Below are 16,840 nucleotides of genomic sequence, written 5' to 3'. Positions count from 1 at the left end.
TTCGGGAAGGGGCGGCGGGTGGACGGCGAGGGCGACGGGCTGCGGGACTACCACGGCAAACGGGACTTCGGCCGGACCGGTGAGCCCGCCGGAGCGGCGGCGCCCGGCGAGGGCGCGGGCCCCGCTGACGGCGGGGCGCCTCGCTTCGTCGTGCAGATCCACGACGCGAGCACCCTGCACTTCGACTTCCGGCTGCAGGTGGCCGACGTGCTGAAGTCCTGGTCGGTGCCGAAGGGGCCGTCCGCGGACCCGCGCGACAAGCGGCTCGCGGTGCCGACGGAGGACCACCCGCTGGAGTACGAGGAGTTCGAGGGCGTGATCCCGGCGGGTGAGTACGGCGGCGGCACGGTCATCGTGTGGGACCACGGCACCTACGAGCCGCTGAGCCACGACCGCCGGGGCCGACCGGTCGACTTCGCCGAGTCGCTGGCGCACGGGCACGCGAGGTTCCGGCTGCACGGCGCGAAGCTGCGCGGCGAGTACGCGCTGACCCGGTTCCGCGGCGGCCCGGACGGCGACGGTGGGGACGCGGCGTGGCTGCTGGTGAAGACGGCCGGCGGCGGACGCGGGCACGGCACCCCGGACCCCCGCCGGGCCCGGTCCGCGCGCACCGGCCGCACGCTGGCGCGGGTGACGGCGGAGGACGGCCAGGGGTAGGGGGCGGTTCATGCGGTTCAGACGGTTCAGACGGTTCGGAAGGCTCAGTCCATGGGAAGCGGCTGTTCCGCCCAGATGGTCTTGCCGGTGTCCGTCTGGCGGCTGCCCCAGCGCTGGGTGAGCTGGGCGACCAGGAGCAGCCCCCGGCCGCCCTCGTCGAAGGCGTGGGCGCGGCGCAGGTGGGGCGAGGTGGAGCTGGCGTCGGAGACCTCGCAGATGAGGGTGGTGTGGCGGATGAGGCGCAACTGGATGGGCGGCTCGCCGTACCGGATCGCGTTGGTGACCAGTTCGCTGACGACCAGTTCGGTGACGAAGGCCGCGTCGTCCAGCCCCCACGCCGTCAGCTGCTCGCCGACGGACCGCCGGGTGGCCGCCACCCCCGACGGGTCGGGGCGGACGTCCCAGATGCGCACCCGGTCCTCGCCCAGGGCCCGGGTGCGGGCCAGCAGCAGCGCCACGTCGTCGCCGGGCTCATCGGGCAGTACGGCCTTGAGCACGCCGTCGCACAGCGCGTCGAGCGAGGTCGCGGGCGCGGCCAGCGACCGGCACAGTTCGGCGGTGGCGTGGTCGACGTCGCGGTCGCGGTCCTCGACCAGTCCGTCGGTGTAGAGGGCGACGACGGAGCCCTCCGGCACCTCCAGCTCGGTGGCCTCGAAGGGCAGTCCGCCCACGCCGAGCGGCGGCCCTGCGGTCATGGGGACGAGACGGGTGGTGCCGTCGGGCAGCAGGAGCGCGGGCGCGGGGTGGCCGGCGGCGGCCAGGGCCAGTCGGCGGGAGACCGGGTCGTACACGGCGTACAGGCAGGTGGCGCCCAGTTCCGCGATCTCCGTCTCGCCGCTGTCGTCCGCGGCGCCGGCCGCGAGGTGGGTGACGAGGTCGTCGAGGTGGGTGAGGAGCTCGTCGGGGGGCAGGTCGACGTCGGCGAGGGTGCGGACGGCCGTGCACAGGCGGCCCATGGTCGCCGTGGACGGGATGCCGTGGCCCACGACGTCGCCGACGACGAGGCCGACGCGGGTGCCGGAGAGCGGGATGACGTCGAACCAGTCGCCGCCGATGCCCGCCGCGGACGCGGAGGGCAGGTAGCGGTGGGCCACCTCGACCGCGGCCTGTCCGGGCAGGTCCCTGGGGAGCAGGCTGTGCTGGATCGCCAGGGCGGTGGAGCGCTCGCGGGCGAACCGGCGGGCGTTGTCCACGGAGACGGCGGCCCGCGAAACCAGTTCCTCGGCCAGTACGGCGTCCTCCACGGCGTACGGCTCCCGGGGCGCGGTCCGGACGGCAAGGGCCACGCCCAGGGTGGTGCCGCGGGCGCGCAGCGGCACGGCCAGGGTCGAGCAGACGGCTTCGCGGAACGGGCGGTTGTGCGGGGCCTCGGCCTCGCGGGCCCGCATCCACCGGTCGAAGTCCGGGTCGCCGGGGCCGCTGAGGACGACGCGGCCCTCCCGCACCGCCCGGGCGGGTGGGCTGTCGAACGGGTGGACCTCGTGCCCGCCGAGGTGCACGGCGGGGCTGGGGAAGCCCTCGGTGGCGGAGGCGTGGGCCACCCGGCGCAGTTCACCCGTCTCGGTCGGTACGGCGAGGGGTTCGTCGCTGCCGAGCACCCAGTCGAGCAGGTCGACGCTGGCGAAACCGGCGAACCGGGGCACGAGGAGACCGACCAGTTCCTCGGCGGTGCGGACGACGTCCAGGGTGCTGCCGACCGCCCCGGCCGCGTTCAGCAGGGCCAGGCCCTCCCGGGCCCGGTGCTGTTCGGTGCTCTCCACCGCTGCCATCGCGACGGCGGTGAGCCTGCCGGAGGCGTCGTGGACCGGCCAGATCTCCACGGTCCAGGCGTGCATGCGGTTGCCCGCGGGCGCGGACGAGTAGCTCTCGTACTGGACGGGCCGCCCTCGGTCGGCGACCACCCGAAGGTGGTGCAGGAAGCTTCGCGGGTCGCCTTCGAACTCGGCCACGGCCTCGGGCAGGTGGCGGCCGACCAGTTCCTCCGCCGACCTGCCCATCATCCGGCACGCGGTGTCGTTGACGTGTACGAAGCGCAGGTCGGGATCGAGGACGGACATGGACAGGGACGCCTGCCGCACGGCATCGTCGACCAGCGAGGGCGCCGGGCCGCCGGGAACGTCGGCGGTCGCCAGGTAGCCGTCCGGTGCGCCGTCGGCGCCCAGCAACGGGCACACCCGCAGCCGCAGGCTCACGGGGTGGCCGTCCCGGTGCCGGACCACGACGGTGCGGGTCGCGCCGGTGCCGTTCGGGTCGGTGCCGTTCGGGTCGGTGCGGCCCTGGGGGCGGGCGGGGACGCCTCGCGCGAGCAGGTCCCGCGCGGGGCGCCCCACGGCCTCCTCGGCGGCGTATCCGGTGAGCCGCCGCGCGCCGTCGCTCCACCCCGTCACCAGTCCGCGGGCGTCGACGATCATCGCGGCGGAGGAATCCTCCATGTCGTCCAGGATCATCCCAGGACGATGCGGTATCAACCGGGGCGGGGCGCGGGTGGTCACGTCACTGTCGGTGAGCGCGGAGCGCGGCGAGGGCGCGGTCGGCGTGCTTGTTCGTCCTGAGTTCGCTGCGGACGACCTCCAGCAGCGTGCGGTCCTGCCCGATGACGAAGGTGACCCGCTTGGTGGGGGCCAGGCTGAGGCCCCGCTTCACCCCGAACCGCTCGCGGACCGTGCCGTCGGCGTCGGACAGCAGCGGCATGCCGAGCGTGTGGCGCCCGGCGAACTCCTGCTGGCGCTCGACGGGGTCGCCGCTGACGCCGACGGGCCGGGCGCCGACCGCGGCGAACTCGGCGGCGAGGTCGCGGAAGTGACAGGCCTCCGCGGTGCAGCCGGTGGTCAGGGCGGCGGGGTAGAAGAAGAGGACGACCGGGCCGTCGGCGAGCAGTTCGGACAGGCGGCGCGGGGCGCCGGTCTCGTCCGACAGCGTGAAGTCCTCCACGGTGTCGCCCACAGCGGGGAGCGCGCTCATGACCGGCCCCCGTCGCCCTGGGCGACGGCGCGGGCCCACAGCACGAGCGGCACCTGCACGGGCAGCCGTCCGAGGGCGACGGCCCGTGCAGGGGCGGGGCGGTGGCGCCAGTCCCAGGCCATCTTGACGTTGGCCGGGAACACCCCGACGAAGAACGCCGCGGCGCTCCAGGCGGCGGCCCTGCGGGTGCGCGGCACGGCGAGCCCGGCGGCCAGCGCGAGTTCGGCGACGCCGCTGGCGTACGTCCACGCCCGGGGTGTGCCCGGCAGGGAGCGCGGCACGGTGGCGTCGAAGGGGCGGGGCTGGGCGAAATGGGCGACACCCGCGGTGGCCAGCAGGCCGGCGAGCAGCAGGGGTGAGCGTTCGGACCGTGGCACGGTTCCTCCTCGTGGGGGCCTGGCGCGCGATATTACTCGACGGTAAGAACCGGTGGGCAACGGTTCGCGTCCGGCGGTCGCGAACCCCGGGCGGGCAGTCCAGCGCGCGGCGGAAGTGCCGGATGGGGGTGCACGGGGAGGAGGACGGCACAGGACGCCGATGGGCTGTGAGCCCCCGAAGAGCCCCCGAAGACCCCTCGATGAGCCCCCGGGGAGCCGTTTCGGGCCGCCCTGGCCACGGCGGTTCCGGAGCCCACTCGCCCCAACTCGGCCGCACCCGCACCGCGACAACAGTGCCCGCACCGGCCGGTCAGCCGCCCACCACAGCGCGACCGCAGCTCCAGAGCCCACTCCCCCAGCGGGCCGCACCGCTGCCCCAGCAGCACCGCCCACCGGCCGGCCACCCGCCCGTCACGGCCCGAAGCCGCCGCACTCCCCGCACGGCAGCCGGGCGAGGCACGCGACAGCCGGCGAGGCACGCGGCAGCCGGCGAGGCACGCGGCAGCCGGCGAGGCAGGCGGCGCCCGCCACCCCGGTCACCGATCCCGCCGGCGGCAGAGCGGCGGACCCGGTCAGCCGCCGTGCGGCCGGTCGGCGCCGCCGAGGACGCCGGGACCCGGATCCGGCTCGCGGGCCGGACCGCGCGCCTCACGCCCCGGCGCCCGTCACCCCTCGCCCCGGGGCGTGACGGGCGCCAGCCACATGCCCACGATCGCGTCGACGAGCCCGTCGGCGGCGTCCTGCCAGCTGGCCCGCGGGGTGGGACGGTTCTCGGCCAGGGCCCGCTCGCGCTCCTCCGCCGTGTGCACGATGAGGTGGCGGGCCATGTCGCCGCGCTCCGCGCGGACCTCGTCCGGCAGCGCCGGCATGCAGCGGTCGCGCCCCTCGATGATCGCCCGCAGCGAGTCCGACGCCCGGGACTCCTCGGTCATGATCTGCCGCAGCGACGGGTCGGTCATGACCTGGGCGCAGAACCGCGCGTACCAGGTGGGGCTGCCCAGCGCCGCCAGGTGGTCGAACTGCGGGCGCACCAGGCAGTCGACCCAGTCGCGCAGGTCGGCCGAGTCGCCGAGGGCGGCGAGCTGCCGGGCGCGCAGTTCCTCGACGCGTCCCGAGTGGCGCTGCGCGATGGCCCGGACCAGGTCCGTCTTCGTACCGAAGTGGTAGCCGACCGCCGCGTTGTTGCCCTGTCCGGCGGCCTCGCTGACCTGACGGTTGGAGACCGCGTACACCCCGTGCTCGGCGAACAGCCGCTCAGCGGTGGTCAGGATCAGCTGCCGGGTCGCGCTGACCTGTTCCGTCCGGACCGTCCTGCCCGCCATGATCACCACCGCGCGGGACTCTCTCCTTACCGCCCACGACGACCAGTCCCTCGAGTCGTCGCAGGTCCGCCGAGGTGCGGCGGGTCGTGACGAAAGCCTACGGCGCGGCGGCGCCGGGTCACCGCTCGGCCCGGACGGGCGTTCCCGCGCATCACCCCGTACGATACTTCAAGCGACTGACTTAAAGTTTGCCTCCGGTACTCGTCGCACCACCACTCATCGCTGGAAAGGCTTCTCCATGCCCGCTTCCCCCGCCTCACCACGGCCGAACGCCGTAGTGGGGGTCCTGGCCCTGGCCGGGATCGTCGTCGCGCTCATGCAGACCCTGGTCATCCCGATCATCCCGGAGCTGCCGAAGCTCCTGGACGCGTCGGCCTCGGACGCGGCCTGGGCGGTGACCGCCACGCTGCTGGCCTCCGCGGTGGCCACGCCGGTCGTCGGCCGGCTCGGCGACATGTTCGGCAAGCGGCGGATGCTGCTGCTCAGCCTGGTGCTGCTGATCGCCGGCTCGGCGGTCTGCGCACTGAGCGACACGCTCGTGCCCATGGTCGTCGGCCGCGCCCTGCAGGGCCTGTCCGCCGCCGTGATCCCGCTCGGCATCAGCATCATGCGCGACGAACTGCCGGTCGAGCGGCTGGCCGGTGCCACCGCGGTGATGAGCGCCTCCCTCGGGGTCGGCGGCGCGCTCGGCCTGCCCGCCGCCGCGCTGATCGCGGACAAGCTCGACTGGCACATGCTGTTCTGGCTCGCCGGCGCCCTTGGGGCGGTGTCCCTGGTACTGGTCCTGGCCCTGGTGCCCGAGTCGGCCGTGCGCTCCGGCGGCCGCTTCGACGTGCTCGGCGGCCTCGGCATGGCCGCGGGTCTGGCGAGCCTGCTGCTGGCCATCTCCAAGGGCGGCGACTGGGGCTGGTCCTCGGGCACCGTCCTCGGCCTGTTCGCGGCGGCCGTGGTGATCCTGCTGGTCTGGGGGTGGTGGGAGCTGCACACCCTGGAGCCCCTGGTGGACCTTCGCACCACCGCCCGCCGCCAGGTGCTGTTCACCAACCTGGCGTCCGTCGCCATCGGCTTCTCGATGTTCGCGATGTCGCTGGTCCTTCCGCAGCTGCTCCAGTTGCCCGAGGCCACCGGTTACGGGCTCGGCCGCTCCCTGCTGACCACGGGCTTCGTCATGGCGCCGTCCGGTCTGGTGATGATGGCGTTCGCCCCGGTCTCCGCGAAGGTCTCCAAGGCCAGGGGGCCGAAGGTGACGCTGATGATCGGCGCCCTGATCGTGGCGGCCGGCTACGCCCTGAACATCGTGCTGATGGCCGAGGTCTGGCACCTGGTCCTGGTCTCCTGCGTCATCAGCGCGGGCATCGGCTTCGCCTACGGCGCCATGCCGTCGCTGATCATGGGTGCGGTGCCGCCGAGCGAGACGGCCGCCGCGAACAGCCTCAACACCCTCATGCGGTCCCTGGGCACCTCGGTCGCCAGCGCCATCGCCGGTGTGATCCTGGCCCAGCTGACCATCGACCTCGGCGGCTTCGCCCTGCCGTCCGAGAACGCGTTCAAGGTGGTCATGGCCATCGGCGCCGGCGCGGCCCTGCTGGCCGCCGCCATCGCGTCCTTCATCCCCCGGCACCGCCCGGCCGGTCCGGTCGCCGACCCGGCACCGGCCGACGGGGCCGCGACGGAGCCCGCCTCCGTGCGCTGACCGCGACGGCGCCGGCCGGACCGGGGACCGGCGCCGTTCAGGCGAACCTGGCGGGCAACGCGCGTAAGGGCACCCGGGCGGGTCGAGTACTGACCCGTGGAGCTGCCGCTGATCCCTCCGATGCTCGCCACCCCCGGCGCCCTGCCGTCGGCCGGGCAGGACGCGCGCTGGGCCTACGAGACCAAGCAGGACGGGCAGCGTGTGGTGGTCTACCTGCCGGGCGACGGGAGCGTCCTGCTGCGCGCCCGCTCCGGCCGGGACATCACCGCCGCCTATCCGGAACTGGCGCCGCTCGCCACCGCGCTCGGCCGGACCCCCGCCGTCCTGGACGGCGAGGTACTGGCCCTGGACGAACAGGGCCGTGCCGACTTCCAGTTGCTCCAGTCCCGGATGGGCCTCGCGCACGCCCCGGCCCGGGCCGCGCACCGGGCGGCGCGGGCCCCCGTCCACCTGGTCCTGTTCGACGCCCTCCACCTGGCCGGACGCTCCCTGCTGCGCCTGCCCTACACCGGCCGCCGCGAGCGGCTGACGGACCTCGGTCTCGGCGGCCCGTCGTGGTCGACCCCGACCGCGCTGGTCGGCCGCGGCGAACAGGCCCTGCGGGCCACCCGCGAGCACGGCCTGGAGGGGCTGGTGTGCAAGCGGCTGGACTCGGTGTACGAGCCCGGGGTCCGCTCCCGGGCCTGGATCAAGATCCGCAACATGCGCAGCGAGGACGTCGTGGTCGGCGGCTGGCTGCCCGGCAGGGGACGGCTCGGCGGCCTTCCCGGTGCCGTCCTGGTCGGCCAGCGCGCCGCGGGCCGACTGCGCTACGTCGGCGGGGTCGGCACCGGCTGGAGCGAGGGCGAGCGCACCGAGCTGGCCGCGCTGCTGGCGACCGCCGCGAGTGATGTCTGCCCCTTCGACCCGGTACCGCGGGTGCCGGGGGCGCGCTGGGTCGTGCCCCGGCTGGTCGGCGAGGTCCGCTACAGCACCCGCACCCGGGAGGGCATGCTGCGCCAGCCCTCCTGGCTCAGGCTCCGCCCGGACCTGGCACCCGAGGAGTCGGCCGCGGACATTCCGGACGACCTGGTGTGAGCGGGTGACGCGCGGTCAGGTGTTGGGCTGCCCTTCACCGCGGGGACGCGTGTGCGCCCTTGGCGCCGGAGGGAAAAGAAGGGACCCTGAACTCCCCTTCCCCCCAAAGCCGTTGGGCTGCCGCAGCCTGAGGAGAACGCGATGCCGCCGCGTACCGCCGCAACACCGCGCAGGAGATGGCTCACCGTACCGCTCGGTGCCCTCGCCCTCGTCGTGGCCTTCCCCGCCACCGCCTTCGCCGCCCCGCCCCCGGGCCTGCCCGGCAACGCCGACGCTCTGGAGCGGGCGTACCAGCCCGCCTACGACTACGACACCGACGGCTGCTATCCCACCCCGGCCATCGGCGCCGACGGAGCGGTCAACGGCGGGCTGAACCCGACCGGTGCCCTCAACGGCAACTGCCGCGACGCCTCCGACCTGGACAACACCAACGGCTACGCGCGCGCCAAGTGCGACAACGGCTGGTGCGCCTACATGTACGGGCTCTACTTCGAGAAGGACCAGGCCCTGCCCGGCACGAGCCTCGGCGGCCACCGGCACGACTGGGAGCACGTGGTGGTGTGGGTGAAGGAGGACACCGTGCAGTACGTGTCGACGTCCAACCACGGCTCGTTCAGCGTGCACGAGCGGTCGGCCGTCCGCTTCGACGGCACCCATCCGAAGATCGTCTACCACAAGGACGGCATCGGCACCCACTGCTTCCGTCTGGCGACCTCGGGCGACGAACCGCCGGAGAACCACAAGGGCACCTGGCAGTACCCGGCGCTGGTGGGCTGGAACGGCTATCCGGCGGGCCTGCGCGACAGGCTGAGCGCCTATGACTTCGGCAGCGCCAACTTCGGCCTCAAGGACGGCAGTTTCGCCTCCCACCTGGCCGCCGCCAAGCCCGCAGGCATCCCCTTCGATCCGAACGCCTGAGACGAGGGGGCGAACCGGGGCCGCTCGGGCGGGATGTGCGCCCCGGGCGCCCCGGGGCACTATCGTGTCCGCATGTCCGCCCCCGAACTGATCCGCATCGTCTCCCGCGACTCCCCCATGGCGCTCGCTCAGGTCGAGCGCGTACGGGCCGGGCTCACGGCCCTCCACCCCGGCGTGCGCACCGAGGTCGTCCCGGTGAAGACCACCGGCGACAAGTGGCTCGGCGACCTCTCCCAGGTGGAGGGCAAGGGCGCGTTCACCAAGGAGGTCGACGCCGCCCTGCTGTCGGGCGAGGCCGATCTCGCGGTGCACTGCGTCAAGGACGTGCCCGCCGACCGGCCGCTGCCCGCCGGTACGGTGTTCGCCGCGTTCCTGGAGCGGGACGACGTGCGGGACGCGCTCGTCCACCCCGACGGGCTCACCCTGGACGAGCTGCCGGAGGGCACGCGCATCGGCACCTCCTCGGTGCGCCGGGTCGCCCAACTGGCCGCCACCCACCCGCACCTGCGGTGCGTGCCCTTCCGCGGCAACGCCAACCGGCGGCTGGCGAAGCTCGCCGCGGGCGAGGCGGACGCGCTGCTGCTCGCGGTCTCCGGTCTGGAACGCATCGGCCGCGGCGACGTGATCAGCGAGGTCCTCTCCCCCGAGACGATGATGCCGCCGATCGGCGCGGGCATCCTCGCCCTCCAGTGCCGGGAGGGCGACAGCGGCCTGATCGACGCGGTGAGCGGCCTCGGCCACCCCGCGACGCACCGGGAGGCGACGGCCGAGCGGATGTTCCTGCACGTCCTTCAGGGGCACTGCAACAGCCCGATCGCCGGGTACGCCCGAATGGACCCCAGCGGGGAACTCTCGCTGCGGGCCTGCGTCTTCACCCCCGACGGCAAGACCCGGCTGAACGCGCACGAGTGGGCGGGCCGGCTCGACCCGGCGACCCTCGGCACCTCGGTCGCCGTGGCCCTGCTCAGGCAGGGCGCCCGGGAGATCATCGACGGCATCGCCCACTGAGGTGCGGCCGCCTGCCGGTCAGGCGGAGCCCTCCTCGGACTGGCCCCGCAGGAACGCGCTCACCTGGTGCGCGAGTCCCTCCTCCCGCACCCCGCCGCACGGGGTGGCGCCGGCGCCGTCGGGCAGCCCGAGCGCGCCGCTCCACAGCCGGCGGTCGGCCCACTCCTCGTCCACCCTCAGCTGCACCTGCACGTCCACCTGGCTCAGGCTCGCCTCCGGACCGGCCGCGTAGAGCACGGCGGTGGCCCGGCGCAGCGGGTAGACGTCGAAGCCCTCGATGAACTGGCAGTTGCGCCAGTCCAGGAAGGCGCTCTCCCCCTCGGGTCCGGTCCGCACGTCGATCTGACCGTCCTCCAGGTGGATGCCGAGGTGCCGCCCGCCCCGGTTCTCGACGGTCACCCGGACCCGGAAGTACGTCAGCCCCTCGGCGGCGTCGTCGCGGCCGCGCGGCGGCTCGGCCGGCTCAAGACGGTGGACGCGGACCCGCAGGCCGGGGTGCTCGTCGTACTCCTGCCAGTCCCCGACCACGTTCGGCTCGTACACGGTGCCCCTCTCGACCTCTCGACGCTGCTTCCTATCCGCACGCTCAGCGCACTGTCAAATGAGCGGAATGCGCTGTGGCCAGGGGCTTCGTCGCTTTTGATCGATGATCAAGCGTTGCGCAGGGACGATCCGCCGGCACCGGTCCGCACGATCACCGGGAGCGTGCCGCACATCACGTCCCGCGACGGGGCGGGCGCACCGCACCGGTACGCGGCCGTTCGAGTGGCCGTTTGCGTCATTCGCGCTCAGTATCCATATATACGAGGACTTGCCAGCACCCCTGCTGAGGGAGGTGCGCGTGATGCGTGTCGCCGGCAGAACCCAGCCCCACCCGCACGACGACGCCCCCGACACCGCCGCGGCGTTCGACCGGCTCGCCGGGCTGCCCGAGGGACCGGAGCGCAAGGCGCTGCGGGACGAACTGATCCGGGTCTGGCTGCCCATGGCGGAGCGGATCGCCGTCCGCTTCCGGGGCCGCGGCGAGAACCTGGAGGATCTCTACCAGGTGGCGGCCCTCGGCCTGGTCAAGGCCGTCGACCACTACGACCCCGGCCGGGGCCACGCCTTCGAGGCGTACGCGGTGCCGACCGTGACCGGCGAGATCAAACGGCACTTCCGCGACCACATGTGGACGCTGCACGTGCCGCGCCGCATCCAGGACCTGCGCAACCGGGTCCGCAGATCGGCCAAGGAGCTGGCGCAGACCACGCCGGGGCGGCCCCCGACCGTGGAGGAGATCGCCGAACACGCCCAGCTGACCACGGTCGAGGTGCGTACCGGCATGGAGGCACTGGAGTGCTTCTCGGCGCTGTCGCTGGAGGCGGAGATGCCCGGCACCGACGGGTACGCCCTGGGTGACGCGCTGGGCGGTCCCGATCCCGCTTTCGACGCGGTCGTCGACCGGGTGGCCGTCCGGCCCTGCCTCCAGGCGCTGCCCGAACGCGAGCGCACCATCCTCTACCTGCGCTTCTTCGGCGGGATGACACAGAGCCGCATCGCCCAGCAGCTCGGCATCTCCCAGATGCACGTCTCCCGGCTGCTCACCGGCTGCTTCGACCGGATACGCGAGGAGATCCTGGCGGAGGCCCGCTGAGCGCGGGCCCGTCGAGCGGGGGCCCGTCGACCCCCGGCCGCCCGAGGCGGTCCTCCAGGGCGGCCAGCATCTGCGGCGGCATCACTCCGGTGCGCCTCCAGATGAGTATCGTTTCCGCCACATTGCGGAGTTTGATGTTCGTATGCTGGGAAACTTCCTTCAGGACGATCCACCCCTCGTCCGGCGTCACCCCGCCGAGCGCGATGACGACACCGATCGCCTGGTCGACGACGGCGTGCGAGACGACCGCCTCCTTGAGCTGCCGGACCTGCTCCTGCAACCGGAAGATCTGGTCAGGGTCGGAATCCGGGCCGGGGCCCGGGCACACGTCGGCGGGGGGCACGCTCACCTCCGGGCCTCCATCCTGGCCAGCCCCGCGCCGTCGCGCCACTGGGCCGTCCGGGGCGGGCACGCCACCGTTTCGGCGCCCTGTGCGGGGTACTCGCCAGGCGCCCGCCGCACTCCCGGCCGGACACTGGTGTGGAGCCGGTGGCTGCCGGTGGACGAGACCAGGACGCGACTGCCATGAACCACGACACGACCTCCTCCACCCGCGGGGAGAGCCTCCTGTCCACGCACTCCGTGTACGGGGCCCCCTGCTGGGTGAGTCTCACCAGCCGTGATCTGAAGGCCACCGAGGAGTTCTACTCCGCCGTGCTGGGCTGGCAGTGGCGGCCCGTCCGGCTGGGCGAGCCCTTCCGGATCGCCCTGGCCGACGGGGTGCCGGTGGCCGGGATCGCCGCCGTCGCCGCGATGTGGCAGATGGCGGTGGCGTGGACGCCGTACTTCGCCGTGCGCAGTGCCGACGAGGCCGTCTCGCGGGCGCAGGAGCGCGGCGGCACCGCCGCGGTCGGGCCGATCTCCCTGCCGCCGGGGCGGGCGGCCCTGCTCGCCGACCGGGACGGCGCGACCTTCGGCATCTGGGAGGGCGAGCTGTTCTCGGACTGGGACACCTGGCGCACCAAGCGCCCCGCCTTCATCCGCCTGCACACCCGTGACGCCTTCGACGCCGCGATCTTCTACGGCGAGATCTTCGAGTGGGCGTCGGGGCAGGGCTGCGAGGTCCGCTACGAGGGCGACGAGGTGGTCCTGCGCCACGAGGGCGAGGTCGTGGCCCGCATCGAGTCGGGAGCGCTGGGGGCGGCTCCCGACCCGGCCGTCCGGCCGCACTGGCAGGTCCACTTCGCGGTCGAGGACGTCACGGCCTGCGCCCGCGCCGCGGAGCGGCACGGGGGCAGTGTGCTTGTGCTGGATACGGACGAGGCGGTGCTCCGCGACGCCGACGGCGCGCAGTTCACGGTGACCGCGCGCCGCCTCGGCAGCTGATCTCACGGGCTCACCGGCCGGTGCGGGACGGCCGGGAGAGCAGCACGAGGCTGCGCTGCCCGACGGTGAGCCGGGTGCCCGCCTTGTACTCGGCCTCGTCGGGGAGGCCGTCCGGGTCGGCGGTGTCGACCAGGGCCGTCCAGCGTTCGCCGTAGGCGGCGTCCGGCAGCCGGAAGTCGACCGGCTCCCAGTGGCTGTTGAGCAGCAGCAGGAAGGAGTCGTCGACCACGGCCCGGCCCTGGGAGTCGGGTTCGGCGATGGCGTCCCCGTTGAGGAAGACGCCGACGGTGTGCGCGTCGGAGCGCTGCCAGTCGTCGTCGGTCATCTCGCGCGCGTCGGGCAGCAGCCACATCAGGTCGGGCAGCGGCTGATCCGCGTGCGTGAGGGTCTCCCCGCGGAAGAAGCGGCGCCGGCGCAGCACCGGGTGGTCGGCCCGCAGCGCGATGAGGCGGCGGGCGAAGTCCAGCAGCGCGCGCTGCTCGGCGTCGAGCCGCCAGTCGATCCAGGAGATCTCGTTGTCCTGGCAGTAGGCGTTGTTGTTGCCGTGCTGGGTGCGGCCCAGTTCGTCGCCGTGGCAGAGCATCGGGATGCCCTGCGAGAGCAGCAGCGTGGCCAGGAAGTTGCGCTGCTGCCGTGCGCGCAGCTCGCGCACCGCCGGGTCCCTGGTCTCACCCTCCGCGCCGCAGTTCCAGGACCGGTTGTGGCTCTCGCCGTCCCGGTTGTCCTCGCCGTTGTCCTCGTTGTGCTTGTCGTTGTACGAGACCAGGTCGCGCAGCGTGAAGCCGTCGTGCGCGGTGACGAAGTTGACGCTGGCGCGCGGGCGGCGGCGGCTGTGCTGGTACAGGTCGGAGGAGCCGGTCAGCCGGGAGGCGAACTCGCCGAGCGAGTGGTCCTCCGCGCGCCAGAAGTCCCGTACGGCGTCGCGGTACTTGCCGTTCCACTCCGACCACAGCTGCGGGAAGTTGCCCACCTGGTAGCCGCCCTCGCCGACGTCCCAGGGCTCGGCGATCAGCTTGACGCGGCTGATCACCGGGTCCTGCTGGATGAGGTCGAAGAACGCGGACAGCCGGTCCACCTCGTGGAACTGCCGGGCCAGGGTGGCCGCGAGGTCGAAGCGGAAGCCGTCGACGTGCATCTCGGTGACCCAGTAGCGCAGCGAGTCCATGATGAGCTGGAGCACGTAGGGGTGGCGCATCAGCAGGCTGTTGCCGGTGCCGGTGGTGTCGTAGTAGTGCTGCCAGTCCCCGTCCACCAGGCGGTAGTACGAGGCGTTGTCGATGCCGCGGAAGGAGAGGGTGGGGCCCTTCTCGTTGCCCTCGGCGGTGTGGTTGTAGACCACGTCGAGGATCACTTCGAGGCCGGCCTCGTGCAGGGTCTTGACCATCGACTTGAACTCGCTGACCTGCTGGCCGCGGGTGCCGAGGGCGGCGTAGCCGTTGTGGGGCGCGAAGAAGCCGATGGTGTTGTAGCCCCAGTAGTTGGACAGGCCGCGGTCCAGGAGCACGCCGTCGTGCACGAACTGGTGCACCGGCATCAGCTCCACGGCCGTCACGCCGAGGGACGTCAGGTGCTCCACGACCGCCGGGTGCGCGAGCCCCGCGTAGGTGCCCCGCAGTTCCTCGGGCACCTCGGGGTGGCGGCTGCTGAGTCCGCGGACGTGGGCCTCGTAGATGACGCTCTCCGAGTACGGGCGCCGGGGCGGTCGGTCGTCGCCCCAGTCGAAGAAGGGGTCGGTGACCACGCCGAGCATGGTGTGCCCGGCGCTGTCGCCCGGATCGGCCCTGCCCTTGGCCCGTTCGAAGAGGGAGGCGTGGTTGTCCACCAGCCCGTCCACGGCCCGGGTGTAGGGGTCGAGGAGCAGCTTGGCCGGGTTGCAGCGGTGCCCGACGGCCGGGGCCCACGGGCCGTGCACCCGGTAGCCGTAGCGCTGCCCCGGACCGACGCCGGGCAGGTAGCAGTGCCAGACGAAACCGTCCACGTCGGGCAGCGGGATGACGACGTGGTTGCCGTCGTCGTCGACGAGCACCAGGTCGACCCGCTCGGCGACCTCGCTGAACAGGGCGAAGTTGGTGCCCTGTCCGTCGTACGCGGCCCCCAGGGGGTAGGGGTGCCCGCTCCACACGGGCGACCCCTTCCACTTCGGCCTGGCGCGGGTCACCGGGCCTCCTCCAGAACGCCCTCGCGGGTACGCGCCCGGCCCGCCACCCGGGCCACCGGCATGATCTCTCGCGGCACTTCCAGCCCCTCCTGGGTGATCGGCTCGGGCGGCCTCGCCACCAGCGGAACGCGTTCGCCGGCGCGGGCGCGGCGCGAGAACCAGATGACCTTCGCCCCGGTGTCGGTGGCGCAGCAGCCCCAGCCGTCGCTGTTGGCGGCGAGGTGTTGCAGACAGGTGCGCAGGTCCTGGTCGACCCGGAGCGCCCGGTCGTTGCCCCCCACTGCCGTGATGAGGTGCTGGTGGTTCCACCACATCTCGATCGACGTGTTCTTGTCGCCGGCGTGCTCGTCGATCGCCCGGAGCAGCATCTCGGCGCCCGAGCAGACTGGTTCGACGAGGTGCTCCAGATTCCAGAACCGGAGGTGGGCGGCCAGGATGCGCCTGACCTGTCCGACCCGTTCCGGGCTCACTTCCACGTCGAGGTGGTAGTAGCAGGGCACTGCGGTCTTCATCGTCGTGGCTCCTCACCGCGAAGGCTCTCGCTCCTCCTCGTCCCTTGGGGGACGGGCTCCCCGATCACGAAGCGTGAGCGCTGATCGCTTCTGAGTCACTCCAGAGTGGGAGCGGTAGTCCATTCGTGCAACACGAGCGGTCCGGGGGTCGGAATCCGGGCGGGAGCGGGCGACGGAAAGCGGTTGAAGATCCAACAAGACGGGGGGTGACCGGCCGTGCACCATGTGTGAAGAACTCGATCGTCCGTATCACCGGACCGTCCGGAAGGTGACCGGCCATGCTGCTCCCCGCGAAGAGCGAAGTCGCCCGGCAGCTGCGGCATTACCGCGCCTGGGAACGCTCGATGCTGGCGTCCCCCACGGACGTCACCGTCCGGACCACCTTCGAGGACTCCGGTTACACCCTCTGCGTGCTGATGGGGAAGCGGTGCGCACGCGAGGCCGCGGACGCCGCCGAAAGGTATCTGCGGACGAACCTGGTCACCCATGCGCAGGAGCAGCCGGAGCGCCTCGCCCCGTCGGGGTTCAAGGCCCCCTCCGGCGCGGCCTGAGCCTTTCGGCCCAACCCAATCGGCCGGGCCCGCGCCCGGCCCCGAGCACGGCGGAGGTGAGATGCGGATGAGCGCGACCGTGGGGATCGGACGTATCCCGGTCCGGGACGTCCAGCCGGTGGTGGAGCACGGCAGGCGTCCGGCGAAGGCGGTGACGGGAGAGACGTTCGAGGTCACCGCCACCGTGTTCCGGGAGGGGCACGACGCGGTGGCCGCCAATGTCGTGCTGAAGGACCCCGAGGGCCGGCCGGGCCCCTGGACGCCGATGCGGGAGCTGGCCCCGGGCACCGACCGCTGGGGCGCCGAGGTCACCCCGGGCGCGCCGGGCAACTGGACGTACCGGGTGGAGGCGTGGAGCGACCCCGTCGCCACCTGGCGGCACACCGCACGGATCAAGGTCCCGGCCGGCATCGACGCCGGCCTCGTGCTCGAGGAGGGGGCCGAGCTGTACCGGCGGGCCGCCGCGGGGGTGCCGGAGGGAGCGGGGCGGGCGGTGGTGCTCGCCGCGGCGGCGACCCTGCTCGACGACACGCTGCCCGTGGCCACCCGGCTGGCGGCGGCGTTGACGCCGGAGGTGGACGCGGTCCTGGCCCGCCATCCGCTGCGGGACCTGGTCACCTCCTCCGAGCCGCTGCCCCTGCTCG

17 protein-coding genes are annotated in these 16,840 nt (G+C 73.4%); 9 read left to right on the top strand and 8 right to left on the bottom strand.

Annotated elements, in window-relative coordinates:
* The first annotated feature begins 18 nt into the window (after positions 1-18).
* Complete coding sequence (locus IE94_RS0114220) at positions 19-657, top strand: DNA polymerase ligase N-terminal domain-containing protein (RefSeq protein ID WP_030183358.1); 639 nt, start codon at positions 19-21, stop codon at positions 655-657.
* A 44-nt stretch (positions 658-701) separates the two neighbouring features.
* On the opposite strand, the gene IE94_RS0114215 is transcribed toward IE94_RS0114220, so the two are convergent.
* The 4 genes from IE94_RS0114215 to IE94_RS0114200 all read right to left on the bottom strand — a co-directional run bounded on the left by IE94_RS0114215 (position 702) and on the right by IE94_RS0114200 (position 5,317).
* Positions 702-3,089, bottom strand: coding sequence for a SpoIIE family protein phosphatase (locus tag IE94_RS0114215; RefSeq protein WP_030183355.1), 2,388 nt, complete (start codon positions 3,087-3,089; stop codon positions 702-704).
* Positions 3,090-3,150: 61 nt separating this feature from the next.
* Positions 3,151-3,618, bottom strand: coding sequence for a peroxiredoxin (locus tag IE94_RS0114210; RefSeq protein WP_030183353.1), 468 nt, complete (start codon positions 3,616-3,618; stop codon positions 3,151-3,153).
* Positions 3,615-3,995, bottom strand: a complete 381-nt coding sequence (locus IE94_RS0114205; RefSeq protein ID WP_030183350.1) for a DoxX family protein — start codon at positions 3,993-3,995, stop codon at positions 3,615-3,617. Before IE94_RS0114205 ends, IE94_RS0114210 begins: the two co-directional genes overlap by 4 nt.
* 665 nt (positions 3,996-4,660) lie before the next feature.
* A complete protein-coding gene (locus IE94_RS0114200; protein ID WP_030183347.1) occupies positions 4,661-5,317 on the bottom strand; it encodes a TetR/AcrR family transcriptional regulator in 657 nt (218 codons plus the stop codon).
* A 238-nt stretch (positions 5,318-5,555) separates the two neighbouring features.
* Here IE94_RS0114200 and IE94_RS0114195 point away from each other — a divergent pair, with 238 nt between their 5' ends.
* From IE94_RS0114195 to hemC, 4 genes are all read left to right on the top strand, one after another.
* A complete protein-coding gene (locus IE94_RS0114195; protein WP_030183345.1) occupies positions 5,556-7,010 on the top strand; it encodes an MFS transporter in 1,455 nt (484 codons plus the stop codon).
* A 96-nt stretch (positions 7,011-7,106) separates the two neighbouring features.
* Positions 7,107-8,087, top strand: coding sequence for an ATP-dependent DNA ligase (locus IE94_RS0114190; RefSeq protein WP_030183343.1), 981 nt, complete (start codon positions 7,107-7,109; stop codon positions 8,085-8,087).
* Between the two features lie 141 nt (positions 8,088-8,228).
* Positions 8,229-9,005: an NPP1 family protein gene (locus IE94_RS0114185; protein ID WP_030183341.1), complete on the top strand. Its 777-nt coding sequence runs from the start codon at positions 8,229-8,231 to the stop codon at positions 9,003-9,005.
* A gap of 72 nt (positions 9,006-9,077) precedes the next feature.
* Positions 9,078-10,013, top strand: a complete 936-nt coding sequence (hemC, locus tag IE94_RS0114180) for a hydroxymethylbilane synthase (RefSeq protein ID WP_030183338.1) — start codon at positions 9,078-9,080, stop codon at positions 10,011-10,013.
* Positions 10,014-10,031: 18 nt separating this feature from the next.
* Here the strand turns inward: hemC and IE94_RS0114175 are convergent, their stop codons facing one another.
* On the bottom strand, positions 10,032-10,556 hold the full coding sequence (locus IE94_RS0114175) for a hypothetical protein (RefSeq protein ID WP_030183335.1): 525 nt from the start codon (positions 10,554-10,556) through the stop codon (positions 10,032-10,034).
* A gap of 301 nt (positions 10,557-10,857) precedes the next feature.
* Between IE94_RS0114175 and IE94_RS0114170 the strand changes: the two genes are divergently transcribed.
* A complete protein-coding gene (locus IE94_RS0114170; protein WP_030183333.1) occupies positions 10,858-11,649 on the top strand; it encodes a SigB/SigF/SigG family RNA polymerase sigma factor in 792 nt (263 codons plus the stop codon).
* On the opposite strand, the gene IE94_RS0114165 is transcribed toward IE94_RS0114170, so the two are convergent.
* A complete protein-coding gene (locus IE94_RS0114165) occupies positions 11,597-11,998 on the bottom strand; it encodes an ANTAR domain-containing protein (protein WP_030183331.1) in 402 nt (133 codons plus the stop codon). The genes IE94_RS0114170 and IE94_RS0114165 overlap by 53 nt on opposite strands.
* Before the next feature lie 176 nt (positions 11,999-12,174).
* Between IE94_RS0114165 and IE94_RS0114160 the strand changes: the two genes are divergently transcribed.
* Positions 12,175-12,975 carry a VOC family protein gene (locus IE94_RS0114160; RefSeq protein WP_030183329.1) on the top strand — a complete coding sequence of 267 codons (801 nt, stop codon included), beginning with the start codon at positions 12,175-12,177 and terminating at the stop codon, positions 12,973-12,975.
* Positions 12,976-12,985: 10 nt separating this feature from the next.
* Here the strand turns inward: IE94_RS0114160 and glgX are convergent, their stop codons facing one another.
* Positions 12,986-15,133 carry a glycogen debranching protein GlgX gene (glgX, locus tag IE94_RS0114155; RefSeq protein ID WP_030183327.1) on the bottom strand — a complete coding sequence of 716 codons (2,148 nt, stop codon included), beginning with the start codon at positions 15,131-15,133 and terminating at the stop codon, positions 12,986-12,988.
* Positions 15,130-15,645, bottom strand: coding sequence for a hypothetical protein (locus IE94_RS0114150; protein ID WP_030183324.1), 516 nt, complete (start codon positions 15,643-15,645; stop codon positions 15,130-15,132). The genes glgX and IE94_RS0114150 overlap by 4 nt, the downstream gene beginning before the upstream one ends.
* A gap of 278 nt (positions 15,646-15,923) precedes the next feature.
* Between IE94_RS0114150 and IE94_RS0114145 the strand changes: the two genes are divergently transcribed.
* Positions 15,924-16,196 carry a DUF5133 domain-containing protein gene (locus IE94_RS0114145; RefSeq protein ID WP_030183321.1) on the top strand — a complete coding sequence of 91 codons (273 nt, stop codon included), beginning with the start codon at positions 15,924-15,926 and terminating at the stop codon, positions 16,194-16,196.
* Between the two features lie 61 nt (positions 16,197-16,257).
* The coding region (locus IE94_RS0114140) for a maltotransferase domain-containing protein (RefSeq protein ID WP_030183318.1) at positions 16,258-16,840 on the top strand (583 nt) is incomplete at its 3' end.

The organism is Streptomyces violaceorubidus (genome assembly GCF_000717995.1).
GTDB classification, from domain to species: Bacteria; Actinomycetota; Actinomycetes; order Streptomycetales; family Streptomycetaceae; genus Streptomyces; species Streptomyces violaceorubidus.
The sequence above is the reverse complement of the archived record's forward strand: the minus strand, read 5'-3'. Positions and strand labels throughout refer to the sequence as shown.

What these genes read in the sequence shown, in the direction of transcription:
- IE94_RS0114215 (WP_030183355.1), bottom strand. Translation starts at nt 3,089, where the DNA reads ATGGAGGATTCCTCCGCCGCGATGATCGTCGACGCCCGCGGACTGGTG.
- IE94_RS0114210 (WP_030183353.1), bottom strand. Translation starts at nt 3,618, where the DNA reads ATGAGCGCGCTCCCCGCTGTGGGCGACACCGTGGAGGACTTCACGCTG.
- IE94_RS0114200 (WP_030183347.1), bottom strand. Translation starts at nt 5,317, where the DNA reads ATGGCGGGCAGGACGGTCCGGACGGAACAGGTCAGCGCGACCCGGCAG.
- IE94_RS0114195 (WP_030183345.1), top strand. Translation starts at nt 5,556, where the DNA reads ATGCCCGCTTCCCCCGCCTCACCACGGCCGAACGCCGTAGTGGGGGTC.
- IE94_RS0114185 (WP_030183341.1), top strand. Translation starts at nt 8,229, where the DNA reads ATGCCGCCGCGTACCGCCGCAACACCGCGCAGGAGATGGCTCACCGTA.
- hemC (WP_030183338.1), top strand. Translation starts at nt 9,078, where the DNA reads ATGTCCGCCCCCGAACTGATCCGCATCGTCTCCCGCGACTCCCCCATG.
- IE94_RS0114170 (WP_030183333.1), top strand. Translation starts at nt 10,858, where the DNA reads ATGCGTGTCGCCGGCAGAACCCAGCCCCACCCGCACGACGACGCCCCC.
- IE94_RS0114160 (WP_030183329.1), top strand. Translation starts at nt 12,175, where the DNA reads ATGAACCACGACACGACCTCCTCCACCCGCGGGGAGAGCCTCCTGTCC.
- IE94_RS0114150 (WP_030183324.1), bottom strand. Translation starts at nt 15,645, where the DNA reads ATGAAGACCGCAGTGCCCTGCTACTACCACCTCGACGTGGAAGTGAGC.
- IE94_RS0114145 (WP_030183321.1), top strand. Translation starts at nt 15,924, where the DNA reads ATGCTGCTCCCCGCGAAGAGCGAAGTCGCCCGGCAGCTGCGGCATTAC.